The sequence below is a fragment of the Acinetobacter bereziniae LMG 1003 = CIP 70.12 genome, from assembly GCF_000368925.1.
Lineage (GTDB): Bacteria > Pseudomonadota > Gammaproteobacteria > Pseudomonadales > Moraxellaceae > Acinetobacter > Acinetobacter bereziniae.
The window spans coordinates 252,296-273,345 of the sequence record NZ_KB849754.1; the positions used below are offsets into that span (position 1 = coordinate 252,296).

Genomic DNA, 21,050 nt, shown 5'->3' on the forward strand with positions numbered 1-21,050 from the left:
TTATGGCGCAGCGTGAAGCATGAGGAAGTCTATTTGAAGGCTTACGATACGGTTAAACAAGCGAAACAATCAATTGCTGAATATTTGGATTTTTATAACATGATACGTCCTCATTCAAGTTTGAATAAGGCAACACCGGATGAATTTTATGATCAACATTTACTAAAAGTAATGGCAGCATAATTTAAATATTTAGAGCGGATTTATCACTTATAAAACTGAATTGAGTGGTCTAATTAACGGAACCACATTATTTGAGTAAGTCTGATTAATATTGAATAATAAACCTAAGTTTTTCGCCGTATGTTTTAATCTTCAAGGGTTTAACTTTAATGAAGTTTTTTTAAATAAACTAATTTAGTGGATTTTGACCGTTATAATGGTTTTATCTCGAGGCATATTGCCTTAAACTTGGAGCCGTGTGATGTTAAAACTATCTAGTATCTTTTCTCATGAAGCTAGGATTGAATCCCTTGTTATTCAATTTGAAGCCGATTATCAAACTGCACTAAAGCAAGGTTTAGATATTTACTTTGGCGTTGGCTATGCAACTAATGAGGATAGTCAATCTATACAGGCGTATCTTGTGAAAGATAAGGAGATTTATAAAAAGCATTACTGGAGTTGGGAATACCCAAGAACACCACACAAAATTGAAAAAACTAAAGCTGAGCACCGCCATTGGTTAAACCTAGCTGATGTACGAAACGCTGCGCTCGAGGCGAATATTACAAATGAAGCAGATCTACAATCTGTTTTACAACGTTCATTCGCTACAATATAAAAAGGTAATCTAAATGATAAAAAAAAGTGTGGGTTTTGAACGTGCTTCTGATGTTCAAGCCATCGTTTACTCAGTAAATGATGGATCTGCAGTTTTTGTCGTACCAAATGGCTTTGTGGTGCTGGAGGTTCCATTGTCACAAACTCAAGCCGAGTACTTCAAGATGTATGAGAAGTCACCTAATGTATTTGTGTTGCACGGTAAGGCAAAATTCCATTACGTGTGTGATTGTGAAGTTGAACTGGTTGGCTTTAGTATAGAAAAATCTAAGCTAACAAATCAATTGGTCAATCCAAGCTTATTTAGCCACATTGATAAACCTGCAGTCAGTATAGATTGCATCTATGATGATATGTCTGCACCAACTATAAGCCCTGGCTTTTATTGTTAATTAGCTGGTATAAAAGTAGCCCGAAATTCGGGCTTTTAATTTGTCTGAAGACAAGTTATTTCAACTCGCACGGCGCTTTAATTCTGATGTTATTTGCCCAAGAAAAAACATCCGAACCTTTTTGTGGGAAAGGCTGACTCTTAGAATACTGCAACCAACACACCGAATTATGGGTTGGATCTTGTGCCTTACGTTTTTCACGTAATTTAATCAGGCTTTCTCTTAACGCTGCAGTATCGTATTTTGGATCAAGTGACATAAAACCTACCGCAAACAGATCCGCATAAGATTCTCGCCATAGTTGCGTTTTACCGCTACTTTCAGCCGTTACAAAGGTAGATACATCATCCATCTTTACTTTGGACCGATCAGACGGCGCAATTGAATTTAATGCTTTAAGTGGCTGGCCAAGTTCACCAGGCACATCGGTCGCACGATCTAAACAGTGAGATAACTCGTGCGCTAATATCAGCATTTCCCAATCGTTGTAGCTTACATCGGTTTTTGCTTCTTTATACATGGTGTTCATGCTGGTTTTAGACATATTCACCAGGCAATATCCTGTACTAGATCTTAATGAAGCTGGAGAAGCTTGCGGTATATCTAAGGAAGTTAAAGCCCAACTTTCGTTAAAGTCACCTAACACAAGTGGCGCGTTGTAGTTTTCCTTGGCAAACTTTTGTAGTTGATTGAAGTTACTACCCGGTACCATCGCAGCAATATGGTCATGGTTGAACTGTTTCTTTTCTAGCGTTTTGAAACACCATATAAAACCATATGACAGTAGAAACATTAGGAGTGGAACAACAGCAACAGAGAGCATAAGTAGCTTAAAGTTTTCGTCTAGTCGCTTGGTTCGGTCTTTGGTCTTAATATAAGGTGTTGCCAAGCACCAGCTGAGCACTACTGTCATCAATATTAAAATAACAAGAAAAGTCATGGTGTAGCCAACTGGTTCAATAAACGTAAAGGCAATCCACGCATAACAAGTTAGGACGGTTAAGGTCCACAAAATGATGTTTAAAATGATTTTTGTTTTCACGCAGTTAGCATCCCTAATCTATAAAAATAAATGTGGCCCATTAAACGGGCCATATTGAGTCTGTTCTCTTCATCATCGCCAATGTGGTCGATATAAATAATTAACAAATCATCAAAGCTAAAAACTTTTCTTAAAAATTTAAGTTGGCTGCACACCAGGATAATCGTTGTAGTTGCCATCAATAAATTGATTGGTCGATTTACTGACATCATACCAAATCGGCATGCATTTCGACTTGTCACTTTGATCGATGGCCATGTATGGAAGTCCTAATTCGTTTTGAATCAATTCAGCACCCATAAATGGCTCAAGAACCTTCATAGGAATGGAAAACAAACACTCAACATACCCATTATCATGAATGACCTTCCGACTGGCTTTAGAAGCACTGTCAAAGCGCAATGCATTCCACAAGTGAGAAGCTTCATTGATGGTATGTGGTTGTTTTAGGTAATTAGGATTTTCAGACGCATAGATCGACAGTGTATTCACATCAATCATCAGCTTAAGTACACCTGAACCGACCATATGTTCAATCGGTATATACAGCATGATAGCGCCGTATCCTAAGCTTCGTTTTTTAGCATCTGGATGTTCACCAATACCACCAATAACGCTATGAATAAGAATAGGTAGAGTTGTGTTCATTTTATAAACCTTTCAATAGTTTTGTAGCTCTTTATACATTTGATACCGCGTATAGCAGATATATAACACGGCGATGTTAATAGAGATTGCATGAAGAATGATGATCAGGTTGGCACCCGATAATTCATCATATAAGGGCGAATAAAACGCATAAACGACTGAGAGTTCAGACATTAAAATCCAAAAAAAGCGGATAGAGGGGATATATCTAAAAGCTTCACTTTTTGCTTAATTTGTTTTTGCTGACTCATATTTCTCACCATTAGATTACAGCCATTAATATTGATTAATGATTTCATCCATCACATAAATTGAGTAGTTGTACTGGTCTAAGCGATATTTGCTTTCTTCAGTATGTTCACTGGCCAATGCTTGTAGTTGAGTTTCGTTCATGGAAGAAGCATAGCGGTTACGGATTGATTTAAGCTGGCTCAATTCTAAACGTCCAGTACTCTTGGTCAGATTGCTGACAGTTGTGAATAGATCCTGGTCATATTCTTGCAATTCACCATACAGCCAAGCAAGGTGTTCTGCATTGATGTATGGGTTATTTTTTTCATAGTAGTTTTTCAGTTTGAATAAACTCAAACCACATATGAACACAGCAACCATAAGGCTAATGACAAGCCCCTCACCGAGTTTAAGTAGATATAGGAATATAAAGATACTAATCACGCCAATGGCAATAGAGATATATCGCATGGTTTGATTTTGGAACATTTCTAACATGGGCATTACTCACTTTTTGTAATGTTGTTTTGATAAAGATGGTCTATTTGAGCGATGGCAAGTTTCATGCGTTCCGTGGTGCAAGTCAGGTCGTCATCAAAACGATGGTTGAATTCAACAATCCCCTGTTCTTCCATGTCTTGCATTTCACGCTTAGCATTACTTAAGCCTTTTTCTATACCAACCAGATTCAAGTTAAAGAAGTCTTCTAGTAGCTTTTCACTCTCAATGATTTGTTTGAGCTCAGTAACATAGACTTCAGTTTTCTTTTTGCTGATTTCCGCAGCCATCGCATAACGAAAGTTGCCGTTTACAACAACAGTTTTGAGATCTGGTGAATATTCGTTGTATTCACTTGGAATTCGACTAACGGACTGGACGGCGTGACTCCAGCCATACTTCTGAAAATATTCAATTCCCGTCATGGTATATACCTACGATTGTTCTTTTTTAAGTTCAATAACAGCCAATAACGCTTTGTTTTGGCGTTCCAATTCATATTGTTTTTGGCGGTCTACATTTTGGCGATCGAAAAGTTCTCTAATCTGCTGTTTGTAGTGGTTGTCATAGTACGAATAGGCTTTACGTTCTGCTTTTCTACGTGCAATGCGAACTTTGGGATGCCAGTTGAATTCTTTGTCGTCTGCATAACCCCTCATGAACTCAACCAGTTTGCTATCACCACGCATTTTACAAACCTTAATGAAGCCCATTTCTAAAACTGTAATTGGCGCACGGCGCGGATCTCCAAACTCCCAACGCCGTTTAATCCCAAAGCCACACATCTCTATTTGAACCGTAATCATGGTTTAACCTTTATCAAATGTTTGAGCTTCTGGATCTTCGACATTAAATCTGGACCATCACTTTCATGGTAAACAAGGTGTTCATTAACGAATGTGATAAAAGCATCCAATTCAGTTTGAATCGTTGCCAATTGATTGCGTAACCACTGGCATGTGGCTTCATCTTGTTTTATCGCCGTTTCAAGCAATCCTCTCGCATGTTCATAGGCATTTGCCTCACCTTGCGCCACCATATCTGCAGATGATTTCCAATCGCCCCATTTCTTATTCCAAAAGTCATCGAGCAACTGCAGTAATTTTTCCACTTCCAATTGGTCATCGCTGATGGCTGGTGTTTGCATTTGATAGATAGATTTTTTAGTTTCTACTTCACTTTGCATCCAACCATCACGAAAAGCTTCCCATTTCGCCTGATGCACCCAAGAAGAATAGTTGCCACTGGCCAACAGACTACCGACCACGCCGTATCTATTTTCAAAAGCGCTACGAGCTTCAATTTCTGAAGCAATGTTTTCATTAGTATTTTGCGTATCAATCATGCTGACTATCCCCATGAAGCAAAGGCACTTGTAATGAGATTTTTGTTTCCTTCATCTCATGAAGTTTTTGAATCGCACGTTCTGGATCTATCACCCATGCATCAAAGAGAAGTTGAGTGACAAAAGAAAACTTCTCACCAACTTTGCGGAACGGTGCGCCGTGGCTATTCAGGAATTGTTCAAACACAAGATATTGCTGTTCGATGGCCTGGTTAAGTTCAAACAGGTCAATACAGCCCTCTAGCAAGTTGTACTCACCTGAAGCATTCGGCATAAACATCCATTTACGCTCATGGGTTAAGCCATCTACATGTAGGTAGGCATGTTTGTTGAGACTAGTCCACTCAGGTTTCATCATGACGTAGGTGTTGTACTCGTCATCTTCAAGATAGTTGTAGTGGGTAGCATCAACGGGTTTCTTTGCTAAAACAGAAATGGCCTGTTCAAGTGTCAGACCGAGAATGAGTGCATGTGGTGTAGTTGATGATTGGTGATCCATATTCCCTACCCCTTAGATTGTCGGGCTAGTCGGTTTAGGACCACTCAAACAAATTTCGTTTTGAACGTGATTGTAGATCTCAGCCAAGTGAGGGCGTGTGCTAAAAAATTGATCTTTTGATGTATCAGAGAGGTTAGCACTCATGATGGTGAGTAGTGCTTCATTTTTGAATTGCGCTTGAACCGCCGTCTTTAATGCACCATTCAATGAAGCATGCAGATTGTTGAATAGCGAAATAACACGGGCATTCTGATCATTCTTTTTGAAGAAGATAAAATTAACTTCACGTTCACGGAAAAACACCAGCTGATATTCAAGCCCTGATTCTGATAAATCATTCCCCATATCAATCAATGCATCATCTGGCACGGCGAACGCAGCGTATTTTGAATCAAAGTTTTGAAGTGCTTTATTTGAGATTAGATTCAAACTTACTTTGCCTTGAATCGGCACACATTGGCTCAGTTTCTTAGCCAAGTAATGTGCAGCAGCCATGTGATGTGATCCACCAGCATTTTGAACAAAAATCTTAGGACTCCAGCCATAGATAAAAAATTGATCAGTGGTTGTATCTGGAGAGTTCAATAAACGGATTTCTGGCCATAACAACATTCGATCTAAATTTTCCATACTCACATCACTAATGTAATCAGGGCATGCGTTTTTTACAAAATCATCAATGCTACGGTACTGGCTTAAATCCGACTTGGAATTTGAGAAGCCCCCAATTTCAGATAGGTCAAGTAAGCATGGTGTTTCAAGATGAATGATTTCTGCAAAAATCGGGTTAAATACTTCAGCCAATTCTTCAGCAAAGGTAGAGATGTAGAACGGCTTATGATTATGCGTATCTTGACCAAGGTAGCTGATGGAATCGTTATCTTTGGCATGTGGATTCAAAACAATGTTTTTGCCTGGTACAAAATTAGTAGGAGATATACCAGTCATACAAAGAGAATCTTTGATTTGATGAAAAGGGAAAACATCGCTCATGGCGATGCTGTCAGAATTGACTAAACGGGTATCAATAAAGGGTTTTAACTTGAGATTCTTATAAAGCTTATGTTTTGCTGAAAATACCGAAAGTAAAGTGTCTAACATTTTAAGCACTCCATTGATTAATGCTTTATTAAAACTAATAAAGATATATTAATACAGAAAGTGCTTATAAGTATTTTTTTGGAAAATTAATTTAAGAATTGCGGTTGAGTGGTATTAGTTGCAAGTGGTTGTACGGCGTTGTTATCGACAGACTTTGAGTACTGTTGCACTTCAACAATTCGCACACCTTTAACGTGTAAACGTGTTTTATAGTCAGTCATTCCAAGTGTTTGTAAGTTTTCTAGCTGTTCTTTAGTCATTGCCTATATCCTGTATATTGGATGTGATTTAAGGGCAATTTAATTGATGTATTAAGGATTGTAAAGGGTAAAACACAGTTCATTAAACTTTTTATGAAATGGTATATACCGATTAAGCCTAAAACAAAACAAGGTTTTAAGAAGTGGTTTAGTTATGTTTAAGAATATGCACGTTAAAACTAAGTTATTATATTAAAATGCATCTAAACTAGGGTTAAAACCAAACTGGATGCCAATATGTGTTCAAACATTGAATCTTACGCCGTGAACCTATCCAATGTACCTAAAGCTATCTCTTGCTTGAATATGTATGACTTTCAAACGTTAGCACTAGGACCAACCTATTTACCCCGATTTATCACTTGCAGATCGCCACATTCCATATACGGCGCTATTGGTTGCATTTGATGTGAATGCGTCTGAAAAGTTTCGCTTAATCGAAATGATGGTGCCTGAAGCCATTCCGCTGTCGCAGTTGTTGTTATTGGCCATATTCAATGAAACGCCGTATAAGAGCGAATATGAAATAGCCCAATACATGCCGAGTGATGAATTAAGGCGTATTAAGTACAAACAGCTCACCCAAAAAAACTAAAGGCTGGATAACCAGCCTTATGTCTTCTACATGGATGCGTTTAGTCATCCTTTTTTTTGATTGTAATGCCTGATCGTAATGAAGCTGAAGAACCTTTTGAACCAAGTATCACCAACAATTTTTCAAAAGTAACGCATTCGTGCGAGAACGGGTTTTTCATCAAAGCTTTTTCAAACTTAGCTGCATACTGTTGTTCTACGAATTCCATTTCATTTTTAGTGCTATGTGAGATGGCTTGATCAAGACTGGCTTTGTTTTCCGCAATGTATTGTGTCTGATCTTCAGGTTTTACATGGCGTGGTATCTGAACAAGCTGATATTCAGTAATTGGCGCAACGGTTAAGTCATATCCTGTTAGGATCTCTTTCAATTCATCATAGTAGCTGTCTAGGTTCATTGGTGTGATAACGGCGCGAGTCACAGTTTCAACATCACTTTCCTGTTGAGCCTGTTCAGGTTCGCTTATACGTTCACCATAGATATTAAATTCAGCATCAAGATCCGCATTGTTGTAAGCACCAGCTTGTACTTGAGGTGAAATGTCAGAATCTTTACCGAAGTACTGGAACTGTTTTCGCTTCTCAATAATCTGGTCTTTAATGTTTGCTTCTTTTTGTGCTGAAACAATACTTTCACGGTGTTTTTGTTCTTTGGAGATTTCACCTTTCGCCGTGGACGAAGACATTACTGTTCTTTGACCAGGTGCCATCCCTTCAGGTGTGATGGATTCAAGACGTCTTGCTTCAAGAATCTGATGTACAAAATCTTGAGTAAAGTCTTTTACCGTGTTGTTGTTTTCGTACAAGGTGTTATTGAGCTTTCTGCAGATCTCAAAATCACCAAGCGCCGTGACATTGGCAGATGAATTGTTGTCTGTCAGTAGCGTGTGTTTTTCCTCAATCTCATGAATGAAGTCTTCAATTTTTAAAGTAGGATCGTAGATTTCAGATTTTTGGATATTGAAGATTGGGCAAAGGTCATTTAAGCGTAAGTACTTGGGTTGATCACCAGCCACATAGAACGCCAACATTGATACGATTTTAACGTCTGAAGTTTTACCACCTTCCCCTTTAGTTGATATGAGCAAGGTAAATTCGCCGTTGTGCTGTCCGGCAATTTGTTCAATTGTCACACGTTTTTCTTTGGCGAACTGGACTTCTGTTTGTGGTACCGAACGGTTGAATACTAGACCTTGATACATATTGATTGAGTTAACTTTACCTTGCCACTCTTCACCAGCAAAACCATCAACCAATTTGTATGTTGTACTTTCAGCACCCGAAGTAGTACGTCCAATGGCTTTAACGGTCGTGTTACCCCATGTAGCAGCTGCTTCCTCTTTAGATCCACGTTCAATATCTTCAAATGTTTGAGCACCGAACGTAATAGAGAAGTTAAGCGAACGTGCCTGAGCTGGTAAAACCGAAGCACCGACAATAACGATGTAGCCCCATTCGTCCAAAAATAGCTTAAATGAAGTAGAGGCGTTGGTTGGTCGTGCGTCAATAATGGCACGGCGTAAACCTTCCATTTTGTTACCAAGGGAACCAGCCATCATTTGTTTAATTGAGCCAATGATTAATTTTCCGAGCATTTTGAGTGAGTCTGGTGAACGCTCAAGAGCTGGTAATGGCACAGTTAAGATACGGCGGTTAAGTACAACGTCAAAAATATCAATATCACCGCCATGCTCTACACCAAAGATGTGACCATAGTTAAACGTCAAGTCGTTAATCGCCTTGGTTAACTGCATGGTGATATAACCGTGTTGCTCACGGGTTTTGGTTTCTTGTTTCTTTAACTTTTTAGGGTTGCTTGAATAACCAGGTAATGAAACGAGGTAGCCTTGAAGCTGTTCAGCCACACGTTCAAAGTCAATCCCGTATTTATCGTTATGACAAAATACCAATTCTTCAAGTGCTTCAAGTTCCATGTATTGCGTGAATACTTTTGGTGAAAGCTGAATGAAGCCATTGTCACGTAGATAGACCAAAACTCGTGTAAGTGCAGCGATAAAGGCCATCGCACGACCTTTCCACATGTCACCACCGCCACCGCCTGAGTCATCAAGCAAGTTGATCAAGAATTCAATCAACATCCCTGAGCTGGTGTTGCTCATTTGGTTCATTGAGTTGGTCATCTTGTCGGTTTGTGCACGTAGCATGTTACGACCTGAGGTAATGAAGTTGATCGTTAATAGATCCTCATTACGCCCAAAGCGGTTACATAAACGATAGTGGTCTTGTTGAGCCTTGGTATCACCTTTTGCGTCTACAAAGATATAACCTGAGTTTTGTACGTACTGGTTGGCACAGTTACCTAGCATGTATTCTGTTTTACCCGAACCCGTAGTACCTAACACAATTTGATGTGTACGGTCATCGGAGTTGGATGCATAAACAGGTAGACCAGTTTCACGGCAACGACCAAGGTAAGTCACACCCTCACCTTGTAGCTTATCGCGATTGGTACGTGCGTATTCCAAAAAGGCTTTTGGATTGTCCAGTACGTCATCTTTTACGCGTGATGTAATGTCAGTTGACGCATCCAGTGAGTTTGAATGCAACGGCGCACGGAATGGCCACTCAAAAAAGTAATCATTCGGATGTGTGTAGCGTTTTAATAGGTAATACGCGATCCCTATAAATATCTCACCGCCAAACGGAACAACAAACAAAATAACTGCAATAGCACCAAGAACGCCAACCAAATAATTAGCGCCGTCTGGCGCTGTAAGTTTTAAATGGATTTTCTCTAAGCCTGATCGTGTATCACGCTTAAGCGAACTAGGTCTGAACTTTGTTTGTGTGCCGTATTTTTGTGTAGAAGCCATACTTTGCGACCTACTCTTTTATCTTCAGGATAATAGGCAAAGTCGTTGTTTAACGACCTTACCCATATCCAAGCACTTCAATGTATATACCAATTAACGCAAATCTATATAGCTGATTGGAGTTAAGAAGAAACAGCTTCAGACTTACGTTGGTTCAGTAATTTTTTCTTCATGTTTTGCTCAAGTTCATAGCGTTGATATTCAACAACCATCTCTTGTGCCATGGTAGAAATCACTGAAGCAGTTGCTTTGTTTTCGTCAAAGTCCGTGCCTTTATTTTTGGCATTTTTCTCAATCATGGTACGCCGTGTCTTAATCTGGTTCTTCGCACCTTTTGGATAGAATTGTGCAAGGACCTTCAACGCCTTACCACGTTCACCGATAAGGTCATACGTGTAGTTACGGAGCGCACGTTCATCGGGATGTGTACTGAGTGACCATAAAAGGATTGGACCAAGTGAAACGGTATATAAGCCCGAACATTCCATTTTTTCGAGTTTAATTTTACTGAAGTACGTTAAGCCTTGATCTGAGAAACCTACGTTACCTGAACCAAGCGCATCCATTTCTAGTTGAGTTAGACCGATGCTGTCACGAATAGCTTCACGAGATTCGCGTGTACCAGGATCGACAATCACATACGCCGTAGCAAAGCCCACCAAGTCTTTAAAGTCTTCTACTTTGTGAGATGCCAAGTTAAGACGAGCACCCCATTTACGCAATGTACGTGCGTCTTCAGCCAATTCTTCTAATAGGATTGGATCGCCTTTCGCAACGTGCAATTCGTCATAAGACATAATTTTGCGGTCTTCAAGAAGCTCATTAATCAGTTGGGTTGCATATTCACGATAAGCTTGTGGGAATTTTGGAATATCGTCACGGCTCACGGCGAACTTACGTTTAATGAACATCCGTACAATCTGGAAGAATAGCGATGTAGTTTTAGGATCTGATGATGTCGCAACTTCGTTTAAGTCGATAGAAGCTACACGAGCGTTACCAATGTCAAAGTTGGTGTGATAGAAGAATGCTGGATAGGTATTTTGTGCAGCCATAATCTGATGCGCCAAAAAGTCCAGTGCTCGTTCATTATCAATATGAACATCACTCCAAACATCTAAAATTGATGAATCAGAAAGTGTTTCAATCATATCGCCAATAGTCGGCATTGCGTAACGGTGAGCCAACGTGCGTCCACGGATCTCATTCATTGAATGGAAAAGATCACGTAGAGCGTAATAAGAAATATCCTTACCTTGTTCAGAATGTGGCTCAATCAGTCCGTGTTTTTCCATGATGCGATCTAGTTCTGGATCTGCAAAGCGCATGTACTTACGTGCTTTATGATCAGCATTCGTATCATCAGCAAAATAGAATGTACGGCGTAGGACCGCACCAATAACGTCAGAAGTGTTTTTGGCTGGTTGCCCTTTCAATTCAGGCGGTGTTACCAATGAACTTAAAAACGCTGTCATTTGACGCATTTCGTAGTTCAACGGGTAGCGTAAGCCCATACTGAATTCAAGCGGATTAATCGCTTCTTCTTTTGAGTTTTTAATACGCTTATAGATGGCATAGTGACGTAGCTCTTCAGGCAATGAATCTTGCACTGTTTCTACTAACCCACGGCTTGACTCACCCACATCGACAATATAGGTCAACGGGATACGTTCGTTACCAGGCATCATGATGTCCTCAAGCATGCCTTTGTTCATTGTGACCGATTTACCCGTACCCGGTTTACCAATGTTAATAGTCGTCCATACAGTCACTTCATTTGAGAACGAATCAAGAATAATCAGTTTACCGTCTAAGGTTTTGTTGAGCTGATGCCCTTTATGGAATGGTGAGTTAATACGTGTCAGCGGTAACATGTAGAACACATCAAACAACGGTGCTGGTGAAATAGGTGCGTGATTACGTACCATCAAGCCCGGTATATGTGATGCCCAAGTCAAAATAGGATCGCCAGCCTGTTCCATGACTTTTGCACCGCCCCACGCTTCAAAACTCTTCCAAAGCTTTTGGCGCCGTCCTACAAGAATGTTTACACCATCTTCGGTATTCGGTGCCCATGTCATCATGGTCATTTGCAGACCAGCAACAGTGTCTACTTGATCTAGGTCATTTTTAGTGGCCATCAAAATGTTACCAGCATTACGAATGGCTTTGTTTTGTGCCGTCATAAAGTGAATAACGCTTGATAACGTGCGTTTCATCATGGTTCCAGCCATACCATCACCAGTAATACAGTAACTCACCGCATATGGGATAGAACGGATGTTACCGTTAGTGTCGTGCGTTTTGGCCTGGTGTAGTAAGCGGAATAGCGTTTCAAACGTATTCGTCTTAGCTGGATATATATCTACCATCAATGGCGCATATACAACGCCGTCAGTGATAACACTTCCCACTGGATAGAATGAACCTTGACTTGTACCAGGTAAGATCGCATTCGTCATGAGTTGTTCTGAGATCGGTTGATACAAAACGTGTGACGCATCATGTTCTGATGGTATTTCTTTCCAACGCATCGGTAAGCGTGTATTCAACATCGGCACAGACAAGGTGAAGTCATCTGAAGTTGAATGTGAGGCAATTTGTTTTTTAATCGTTAGACCAGCTTCAATAACATTCAATACTTCATAGATTGCTGGAAATTCTTCAGTTGAGAGTGAGTTTAAGAATTGTGAGACAAAAGACTCATGGTGTACGTATAAGCTGTCCGATGATTTAAGCATGTCTTGAGCATTGACCGTACTTGGCATTGTAATTTGCGACAGTAGCTTTTTACGGTTTTTTGAGTCTTGAGCTTTATCGATTGGCGATAGTAAGGTTGGCTCAGAGATTAAAGCGATATAACAGCTTTCGTTAAATACACCGCCTGAAATGGTTTCTGTCATTTCATCAATGATGATGTCTAGATTCATCGCACAACGCGCCGTGGTCGCCTTTTGCATGGCGTTCAAGTCATGAATGGCGTATGGCGTCTCATGGTCTACTTTGAACGCTAGATGAATCGTATGTCCACGGTCTTTGAAGTAGTTACGCATGTTGCTCGTCATCAAACCAATTTGACGGCTGAATGCATCACCACTAATTAAACTCTTAATCCCCTTATATTCGATGATCGTAATCATTGCACCAGTTTTTGTGACAAACGTATGTTCGTCCGATACTGTTTCTAAATCGCAATAATCCTCTACGTCAGCTTTCATGCTTTGTAGGAATAACATCAATATAATTTCAATCTTGGAGTAACCAGTCTTATTATAACCAGACTTCTCAGCTTTCTTCTTACTCATTTAAACACCTTTATTAATTCACCTTTCTACGTCTATCTTTGATTAGACATGTCTTTAAGCATTAAGCACTAAAAAACGGTAATTCTCTTAAAACGTTAATCGCACTGTCGAAATCCTTTTTTTGAATTGCGACCTCAAGACTTTTAACAGAGGGTTTTAAGCTTGTATCTAAAACCAACCTTAATAAAAGCTCATAGAAGGTACTGTTAAAAGGGATATTATCATTTTTTGAATTAGTAAATACATCAGTTTTAACGGTTTCGTCCTCTTTTAATTCGACATACTTCTTAAAACTATTTAGGTCAAACACTAAACCCTTATTAAGCAGTTGCCAAAACGCCGTTTCTAAAACCTCTTGGCTTTCCCCTAAAGTACCCACCTTGAAGTTTAAGGAACCTGTATTTTTAAGTTGGAAGTGAACCTTATCAAGCTCTATGTAGATCTCTTTGTTCTGGTATAAGCCCTGTTCGTGGAAAACTTTAGACACCGATAGCTTTAAGTTTTGGTATATACAAAAAGATTGCAGCGAACTCATTTTTAAGTTGCCCGTATCTATCTGGTTTGTCGCATCTTCTACGGACGTTGGTAGGTGTATCATCGGAAAGTAGCGTGTCAGTTCTTCAGACAGTTTCTTTTGTTCCAAAACGCTTATAATTGATAATGGATTGTCAAATCCAAAGTTGGTGCTCAGTAATTTCTTATGCTTCACACTCACACTTTGCTTAACCTGTATTTCAACGTCTAAGCCACTCAGCGCCGTTATTTTGTTTAGGTGTACCAAAGTGTCATCCAACAGCAAACAATCGCTGTTAACGGGGATATTCATCAACAGTAGCGCTTTAATCAGTGGATCTTGAAAATGCCCCGTTGTGTCTTCACCAGTTGTTGTCTGATTCCCTATCGCTATATGTACAACATGGAGTAGCAATAGCGTGTTAGATGTATGGCCAGTGTCCCGTGTCGTTGGTATATACAAATCGTTCAGGAAGTTGAAAGCCTCAGTACCTATAACGCATAAGCGAAATATCGATAGCTGATCGTGCGTTTCCTTTGGTAGTGCATCTATCCCAAGTTCCCAATATTTGTAGATGTATGGACCAATAAATGAGTATTCATCATTCAATATGTCCGTCTCAAATACGCTATCCAATACCGCTATATCATTCACTATGTCAGGCTTAAATGGCTGTAACACTATGCCCGATATAACCTCTTCTAAGCTCATATCTATGTATTCGGTATCTGCTAAGCATTCTGTCATTTTTGTGAGCTCACTTATCACCCAAACCCTTAAATACATCTAGTGTTTGGTAGTACTCATACTGCTCGTCAGTAAAGATATTCGGGGAAAATACTATGTAGTGGTTTGGCAGATTAAAGCTCTCGTATGCTTCGTCTGATACCTTTTCCAAAGCTTTTGCGAGTTGATACAAAGAAAAGTTTTTGTTCTCTTTGATGGCATTCAAATACCACTCTTTGTACTTGCGGAGCTGGTCTACGTAATCAACGTTCGCTACCAACATATCTTCTTGCTTGGCTTCTTCATATTCAGCCATTGTGTTGAACTTAATGTCCGTGAAGTACAGTTGGGTATCAATGCTTTGGGCTCGTGTCTTAATCGCATTAAACGCCTGTATATCCTCAAACATATTACGTGCGTATTCTGCTTCAGACATCTTTGTAGGATTAGGGCGTTGATGGCGCTTTAACGGCTCTACAAGCAAGCTTTGGCGATGTCGCCGTGCGAACTTAGCAAGCTCAGGATCTTGGTTGTCAGACTTATGCGATAACACCAGTAATGAACGTTGATATTGATTAAAGATCTCTTGAGGTATGTTCGTACTCAATACGCATATTTCAGCTTTCTTTTCCAGTGATAGTGCAAAGATGTGGTTTTGTGCATGGCATAGCGTACAGACCGCTACAATGTTCTCAGCCGTATGATTGCTATGATCGCCGTCTAAGTGATGTGGCTCTAAAAAGTATTCGTCATAGAAATCACAAAAGTAGCATTTAGCTGGTTGTGAAGACATTATTTGCTTTATTGTCTCATTGGTTTTAAAACCATCATGGATAGTTTTATCTTGACGTATCTCTTGCTTGTCGTTTACGCCGTTAATAGGTCTTAAAATACCAAACTTACGGTTTATATGTTTCACTTAAACCCCTTAATACTATTAAGTAAGGTCTAATTAAAACATGTATATACTATTTTTAAAATAAAAAAAGCGCAGCCTAAGCCACGCTTTTAAACTTATTTATTATTATATTACGCTTTACCAGTAATAGTGTTCGCAGCAGAGAACATGATGAAGCCTACGATTGATAACGCACCACCTACAATAATACAGATCCAAGCAGTTTTCTTTTTCTTTTGTTGATCTTCTTCTGATGTATACATCATATACAAACCAGTACCAACTAAGCCTAAACCAAGCACCATGAACACTACGATTAAGAATTTATAAACGTTTTGACCTAATGTTTCACCACGGCCTAAGATTTCATTCGCATCAGAACCAGCAGCGTGTTTTCCGTAAGCTGAACCACCCGGGTTCCATGTGCCAGTGTTTGCATATGCAACTTGACCCATTAATGCAGAAACAAAAGCTAAAAACATTACTTTTGCGCGGAATGCAGTCGCTTTTACAGTGCGAACTGAGTGTTTTACTAATGATACCATTGTCACTTTCCTTTTATTTAATATACGGGAGCTAATCTCCGCACTGTAATTAAACATTCTTAAAACCCTATTGCTTTAAGTTGCTTAATTTTAAACTTCTCGTTAAATATCTTCAATATCTTATACAAGGTTTTTAAGAAACTCTCACCCTATTTTAAGAAGATTGTTTAAAATATTGTAAAAAAGGTACCTCCTATTTGTGTTCCAAAGGTATTAACAAAGGCATTGTGTACGTCCTGAACGTATACGCATAATACACCTGTTATAATTAAAACCCATGCTTTGCGGTATGTCGCATTGCCTTGAGCATCAATTTTCTCTACAAAACCATATAAGCCACGAGCTACCGCTATAATCCCTACCAGTTGCGTAAAACCTACAACCGCCGTAACGATATATGCACCTAAATCATTAGCACCAGCATTAGGCAAGTAACTTTGTACCGTTACAAGTTCTATGCCATTACCACCAAACAATGAAGAACCTAGTGCACCAATGATATATCCGTCATATCCAAGTGATGCAAAAGCACCACCGATAAGAACCTTCAACAATGCCCCACCAGTGGTAGGCTCTTTCATTCCATGACCAAAGAACTTTTGTTGAGGTGATGATGCTTGCACTAAGTCAAAAAGCGCCGTGCCAGTAATCACCAACCCCGTTACAACAAAGCAAATGCGTATAAAGCTTAGTAGTGGACCGTATATGTTTAATATCGCTTTAACTATATCTAATGCATCCACGCTATTTTCCTTATTTCACCCAAATGGCTTGTTCGTTTTCGTCAGCAGCATAGACCGTGCGATTGTCTGGCATCTTCTGACCTACATAGACTGTATATGTATGGTTTTGAGAATCTGTCATCCAAGCACGATCGCCTACAACCGCAAAAGCATCCAAACGTTTTGCACCTTTTGGAATTGATAAGGTTTTAGATCCCGATGTACTTAAAGCCTTTTGCTTAGTCTGGTCTTTAGCTATTGTGATTAAACTAGTCTTTAATTCCTTAATTGCCTGTTCTTGCAATTCAACAAGGTTTTTAAGATCGTCATTTTCAGCTTTCAGTTGTTCATTTTTGATTTTGGTTTCTGATTGAGCAACTGCAGTTTGTTCGCCGTTTTGTATTTGCCCTTGCGCTTGCTCTTTTTCTTGCAAACGGTGTAATAAAACAAGTGCATTCGTACCCTGACTTTGATAGAAGCTAATTGCCTCTTTTCCTAGATCAGAATCAATCGGATACGACATGGATTTGTACATAATCATGTATTGACCAGTGGTAGGATCTTTAAACACAATATTTTCATCAACAATGAACGCCGTATCATCAGCAATACTATTGTCCTTTAAAGGTTGTTGATTTTGGATGTATGTTGCTTGTGTTTGTTGAATGCCTTGACCAACAGTATCAATGGATTCTGGTGTTTGTTCTGGAGCAACTGCCGTGCTGACGTCTTTTGGTTTACTCATTTGTATCCAAAAGAAAGTACCAATCATAATTAAGGCAATAACACCAATAACAATAAGAAGTTTTGGAGGAATACCACCCTTCGCACCACCTTCGCCTTTTTGGGGTTTGCCTTCAGCATCTTTTAGATTTTTCTTTGCCTGTTCAGCAGTCATTTGATTATCAGACATTTCGCTTACCCCTTACTTTTCGGTGTTGTTACGTCAGCATCAAAAAAGACTTCAAATACTTTTCCGCTGTTAACGATATACGTAGTTGGTCGAACTGTTGATGTACGTGCCATGTTCGCCATTTCCGTACCAACGTTACCAATGATGTTCCCGGCAATTTCTTTATCGTTTGGCTCTTCCTTCGTGCTTACAACATTGCCAGTATTTGTGATTTGGGTTGTACCAATGTTTTGATAGGCTTGTCCGTACCCCTCAAAGATTCCAGCAGTAACCATACCGCCAAGCTTTTGCAAAGTGTGTTTTTGGACTTTATCAGCCATACCCGATTGTTTTGTTCCAAGAGTTAAAGCTCGTACTTGGATTGCATACTCTTCGCCCTTAAACAACATACGGGTAAAGTTAAATTCAATATCCGCAGTATTCAGACCAACAGTACCAATAAGTTTTGCGCCGTTAAATTTACCGCCAATAACAGTAGCAAATAGGTTTTTACCTTTATCAGTATTCACACCTGTATCTAAACGCGCTTTCATTGTTGTACCAGCTTTAATGATTGCTAGTCCTTTAGTAGATTCGCTAGTCGTTTTCGCAACGTTCAAGCTTCCAAGGTTTTGTTGCCCTTCCGATGCTTTAGTGTTGTGTGAATATTTATATGTTGAATATCCGTTGACCTTGTTCTTTGTATTAGAAAACGCAGCAAGTTGATCAACAAAAGCAGTTTGACTTAATTCACGCGTTGCAACATTACGTTCTGCATTAGCAGCTGCTTGTTGGCTATATACACTAGCAACATCATTAGCAGCAGATGAAGCATGTTCATATTGTTGCGCGTAGTTAGTTTGATAAATCGGTGCGTTTTGATTAGCACCGTTTTGTGCTTGTGGTTGTTGTGGTAGACCACCGCTAGTTGGTTGAGGTAATGCGCCACCATTAGCACCACCTTGATTTGCCATATTAGCTCTGGCCATCTGGTCAAGTTCAAGCGTAATGTTTGGTGTACCACCTTTTGCAGAACCGTTTACAGGTTGCCCATTTGGACCTGTAATAAAATTCTGATCGTTCAGATCGCCGTTTGGATCTTGTGTTGCAACTGTTTTAAATTCGGGTAAATAGCTTTCACCATTTTTGCCAGCTTGAGCAGCTTCTTCAGCTTGTTTTTGACGTTCATATTCTACGTATTCAGGAGGGATAACATTTGTACCCTGTCCTTGGATTTCTGGTGTAGCAATAGCAACCTGATTATCTAAAGCTAGTTGGTCACTTTTCCCCATTGGGTTAAACATAAAAAAGCCTAAACCACCAACTACTACCAAACCAATAATTGCAACAACGCGAAAGCGCGTATCTGCAAAAACACGTTTTTTGTTAGCAGTTTTAATACTTGTATTTTTCAGTTTTTTAGGTTGGTCTTCTTCTGAATGAACTTGGTTTGCAGAAATAATAGTTTCATCGGTAGTACCTACTTCAGTGCTACGACTAGAATTCTCTTCAATGTCATTCGGGTTATTTTGTTGGTTCGTTGAATCCATTTTTACTTCTCACTTAATGACTTAAAATGCGTCTTCGAGGTAAACAGTTTTAGGTGTACCGCCAGTCGTTGAAAATGTGATGTATTTCAGATCTTCAGAATCTTCATAACGGAAGATCTTCATACCGTTGTTAGCGCGGAAAGAACTCAAAAAGGCTGGTTGAATAACACCAAAGTTACTACGCACATATATATAGCCACCAAACTTCCAAGCACGGACATTAGGACTATCGGTTCGCATTTCGACAGCACCTTCAGGCGCCAAGCCATCCATAAATTGCAAACTCACACCATCTGGAATAATCGATGTTTGATTGCCTGTTGAATACATAGCTTTGGCTGTTGGGCTTCGACCAGGTATACGTGCGTCTACACGAACATCTAAATCACGTTGGCCAGTAGCTAACATCAAAATTACTGGAGCACCCAATCCCTTTAATGTGACCGTTACGTTTCCGAAAGCAGCTGGATCTAATGGTTCGATTGAAAGGATGTTAGTTTCAGGGATTTCATCTGGCTCTTTTTCGTTTTGCTCACCCAAACCATCTGAGAAACGTCCACGGTCCAAAGAAATCTTTTCAATGTTCCATGGATTTCCTGAAGAATCGGTAAAGACAATAGTAGATAGCATGCCAGCGCTTAAACGAATTACTGGCGGTTCCTCACCAGGGTTTAATGAAATACCCAAACTACGGGTTTTCGCTTGTGGCGTATTTACATAAGGACTAGAAAGGCTTCGTTTTTGTTGCAACAAAAGTCCTTTAACTATTTTTGTTTGCTCAGGTGTGAACTGCAAACCAACAAGGTTGTGAACCTGTCTGTCAATTTCCGATGCTGTATCAACTACCTTAGGTGCAACCAAAGGAGATTGAGCATCCGCAAAAGTATTCGGGGGCATATCAGCAGCATTAACTATTGTAGTTAATGCAGTAGAAGCAAAAAGAGCCAAAGATAATTTTTTCAATTTCATAAGTTTCATCCAATTAACGCGCTGGAGTTAACGTAATTGTCTTAACAGCAATACCGTTGTAGTTCAGATAAGAACGTGGATGCTCAACAATAGTAACTGTCGCAATGAAGCGGTGAGTCTCTTTAGGTTGTTTGTCACCTAAGAAGAATTGAGTAGTGATAGGAACACGAACAGTCCAACTAGGTTCTGCAGCATGTAAATCACGGTTTTCGATTTGTGGAACATCAGTAGCAGTAGTTCGCATCGTTAGGTTGTTTTGTACGATTGTGCCAACTGTTTGTGATTGAGCGATTTGCTTCATCAATGAATCTTTACCGCCCTCAGTGAAATACATTGAACCAGCATTGTTAATAACGTCACGCCAGTTCAAGAAATCAAAGTTGTAGACAGAAAGTATTGCACTCTTACCGAATTCAGAAATAACAACGTCAGTAACGCGAGGGTTTTTTGATGCTTCGATTGGACAGATAACCGAGTTATCTACTGTTTGAACAGCTTTAACTTTAGGGTATGCATTAAAGGCAGCAAAAATAATCATCGCAAGAACAGCACTCACGATAAAAGCGAAAAACACGAAAACAAGCCATCGTCTTAACTTTGCAATCTCCTTATCTTTTTCATCCACCTGTTTTCTTAGCCAAAGACTAGGATCACAAGAACCTATTTCAGCGTTTTCATTAGATTTGTCTTTAGACACAACAG

At 39.6% G+C, this 21,050-nt stretch carries 23 protein-coding genes; 4 read left to right on the plus strand and 19 right to left on the minus strand.

Annotation, left to right across the window (positions count from 1 at the left end; genetic code table 11):
- The 3 genes from F938_RS01420 to F938_RS01430 all read left to right on the plus strand — a co-directional run.
- On the plus strand, positions 1-183 hold a 183-nt coding region (locus F938_RS01420), incomplete at its 5' end, for an integrase core domain-containing protein (protein ID WP_005028598.1).
- A 241-nt stretch (positions 184-424) separates the two neighbouring features.
- Positions 425-784: a hypothetical protein gene (locus tag F938_RS01425; RefSeq protein ID WP_005005980.1), complete on the plus strand. Its 360-nt coding sequence runs from the start codon at positions 425-427 to the stop codon at positions 782-784.
- Between the two features lie 13 nt (positions 785-797).
- A complete protein-coding gene (locus F938_RS01430; protein WP_005005978.1) occupies positions 798-1,175 on the plus strand; it encodes a hypothetical protein in 378 nt (125 codons plus the stop codon).
- Between the two features lie 55 nt (positions 1,176-1,230).
- Here the strand turns inward: F938_RS01430 and F938_RS01435 are convergent, their stop codons facing one another.
- From F938_RS01435 to F938_RS24415, 9 genes are all read right to left on the minus strand, one after another.
- Positions 1,231-2,115 carry a hypothetical protein gene (locus F938_RS01435; RefSeq protein WP_228128633.1) on the minus strand — a complete coding sequence of 295 codons (885 nt, stop codon included), beginning with the start codon at positions 2,113-2,115 and terminating at the stop codon, positions 1,231-1,233.
- A gap of 240 nt (positions 2,116-2,355) precedes the next feature.
- A complete protein-coding gene (locus tag F938_RS01440) occupies positions 2,356-2,865 on the minus strand; it encodes a hypothetical protein (protein ID WP_005005975.1) in 510 nt (169 codons plus the stop codon).
- 276 nt (positions 2,866-3,141) lie between these two features.
- Positions 3,142-3,594, minus strand: coding sequence for a hypothetical protein (locus F938_RS01445; protein WP_005005931.1), 453 nt, complete (start codon positions 3,592-3,594; stop codon positions 3,142-3,144).
- A gap of 5 nt (positions 3,595-3,599) precedes the next feature.
- Complete coding sequence (locus F938_RS01450; RefSeq protein ID WP_000145713.1) at positions 3,600-4,019, minus strand: hypothetical protein; 420 nt, start codon at positions 4,017-4,019, stop codon at positions 3,600-3,602.
- Positions 4,020-4,028: 9 nt separating this feature from the next.
- The gene (locus F938_RS01455; RefSeq protein WP_005005929.1) at positions 4,029-4,400 is read right to left on the minus strand and encodes a hypothetical protein; all 372 of its coding nucleotides are present in this window, start codon (positions 4,398-4,400) and stop codon (positions 4,029-4,031) included.
- On the minus strand, positions 4,397-4,939 hold the full coding sequence (locus F938_RS01460; protein WP_005005928.1) for a hypothetical protein: 543 nt from the start codon (positions 4,937-4,939) through the stop codon (positions 4,397-4,399). Before F938_RS01460 ends, F938_RS01455 begins: the two co-directional genes overlap by 4 nt.
- Positions 4,932-5,438: a hypothetical protein gene (locus tag F938_RS01465; protein WP_005005926.1), complete on the minus strand. Its 507-nt coding sequence runs from the start codon at positions 5,436-5,438 to the stop codon at positions 4,932-4,934. Before F938_RS01465 ends, F938_RS01460 begins: the two co-directional genes overlap by 8 nt.
- A gap of 12 nt (positions 5,439-5,450) precedes the next feature.
- Positions 5,451-6,539, minus strand: a complete 1,089-nt coding sequence (locus F938_RS01470) for a DUF6685 family protein (RefSeq protein ID WP_005028608.1) — start codon at positions 6,537-6,539, stop codon at positions 5,451-5,453.
- An 86-nt stretch (positions 6,540-6,625) separates the two neighbouring features.
- Positions 6,626-6,799: a hypothetical protein gene (locus tag F938_RS24415; protein ID WP_005005921.1), complete on the minus strand. Its 174-nt coding sequence runs from the start codon at positions 6,797-6,799 to the stop codon at positions 6,626-6,628.
- Positions 6,800-7,208: 409 nt separating this feature from the next.
- Between F938_RS24415 and F938_RS24305 the strand changes: the two genes are divergently transcribed.
- Positions 7,209-7,394 (plus strand): hypothetical protein, encoded by a 186-nt coding sequence (locus F938_RS24305; protein ID WP_058952567.1) that lies wholly within the window; start codon positions 7,209-7,211, stop codon positions 7,392-7,394.
- Between the two features lie 40 nt (positions 7,395-7,434).
- Here F938_RS24305 and F938_RS01475 read toward each other — a convergent pair whose 3' ends face one another.
- From F938_RS01475 to F938_RS01520, 10 genes are all read right to left on the minus strand, one after another.
- Entirely contained in the window at positions 7,435-10,227 is a 2,793-nt protein-coding gene (locus F938_RS01475) for a hypothetical protein (protein WP_005005919.1), read from the minus strand.
- Positions 10,228-10,349: 122 nt separating this feature from the next.
- A complete protein-coding gene (locus F938_RS01480; protein WP_005028612.1) occupies positions 10,350-13,532 on the minus strand; it encodes a hypothetical protein in 3,183 nt (1,060 codons plus the stop codon).
- Between the two features lie 61 nt (positions 13,533-13,593).
- On the minus strand, positions 13,594-14,793 hold the full coding sequence (locus F938_RS01485; RefSeq protein WP_005028615.1) for a hypothetical protein: 1,200 nt from the start codon (positions 14,791-14,793) through the stop codon (positions 13,594-13,596).
- Positions 14,794-14,803: 10 nt separating this feature from the next.
- A complete protein-coding gene (locus tag F938_RS01490) occupies positions 14,804-15,691 on the minus strand; it encodes an HNH endonuclease signature motif containing protein (protein ID WP_005005914.1) in 888 nt (295 codons plus the stop codon).
- A gap of 110 nt (positions 15,692-15,801) precedes the next feature.
- The gene (locus F938_RS01495) at positions 15,802-16,215 is read right to left on the minus strand and encodes a hypothetical protein (RefSeq protein WP_005005912.1); all 414 of its coding nucleotides are present in this window, start codon (positions 16,213-16,215) and stop codon (positions 15,802-15,804) included.
- Between the two features lie 167 nt (positions 16,216-16,382).
- The gene (locus F938_RS01500; protein WP_005028617.1) at positions 16,383-16,958 is read right to left on the minus strand and encodes a hypothetical protein; all 576 of its coding nucleotides are present in this window, start codon (positions 16,956-16,958) and stop codon (positions 16,383-16,385) included.
- A gap of 10 nt (positions 16,959-16,968) precedes the next feature.
- On the minus strand, positions 16,969-17,850 hold the full coding sequence (locus F938_RS01505) for a hypothetical protein (protein WP_005028620.1): 882 nt from the start codon (positions 17,848-17,850) through the stop codon (positions 16,969-16,971).
- A 5-nt stretch (positions 17,851-17,855) separates the two neighbouring features.
- Positions 17,856-19,379, minus strand: coding sequence for a DotG/IcmE/VirB10 family type IV secretion system protein (locus F938_RS01510; RefSeq protein ID WP_005028623.1), 1,524 nt, complete (start codon positions 19,377-19,379; stop codon positions 17,856-17,858).
- A gap of 21 nt (positions 19,380-19,400) precedes the next feature.
- Positions 19,401-20,348 (minus strand): DotH/IcmK family type IV secretion protein, encoded by a 948-nt coding sequence (locus tag F938_RS01515; RefSeq protein ID WP_005028625.1) that lies wholly within the window; start codon positions 20,346-20,348, stop codon positions 19,401-19,403.
- A gap of 13 nt (positions 20,349-20,361) precedes the next feature.
- Positions 20,362-21,045 (minus strand): DotI/IcmL family type IV secretion protein, encoded by a 684-nt coding sequence (locus tag F938_RS01520; protein ID WP_005005897.1) that lies wholly within the window; start codon positions 21,043-21,045, stop codon positions 20,362-20,364.
- Positions 21,046-21,050 lie beyond the last annotated feature (5 nt).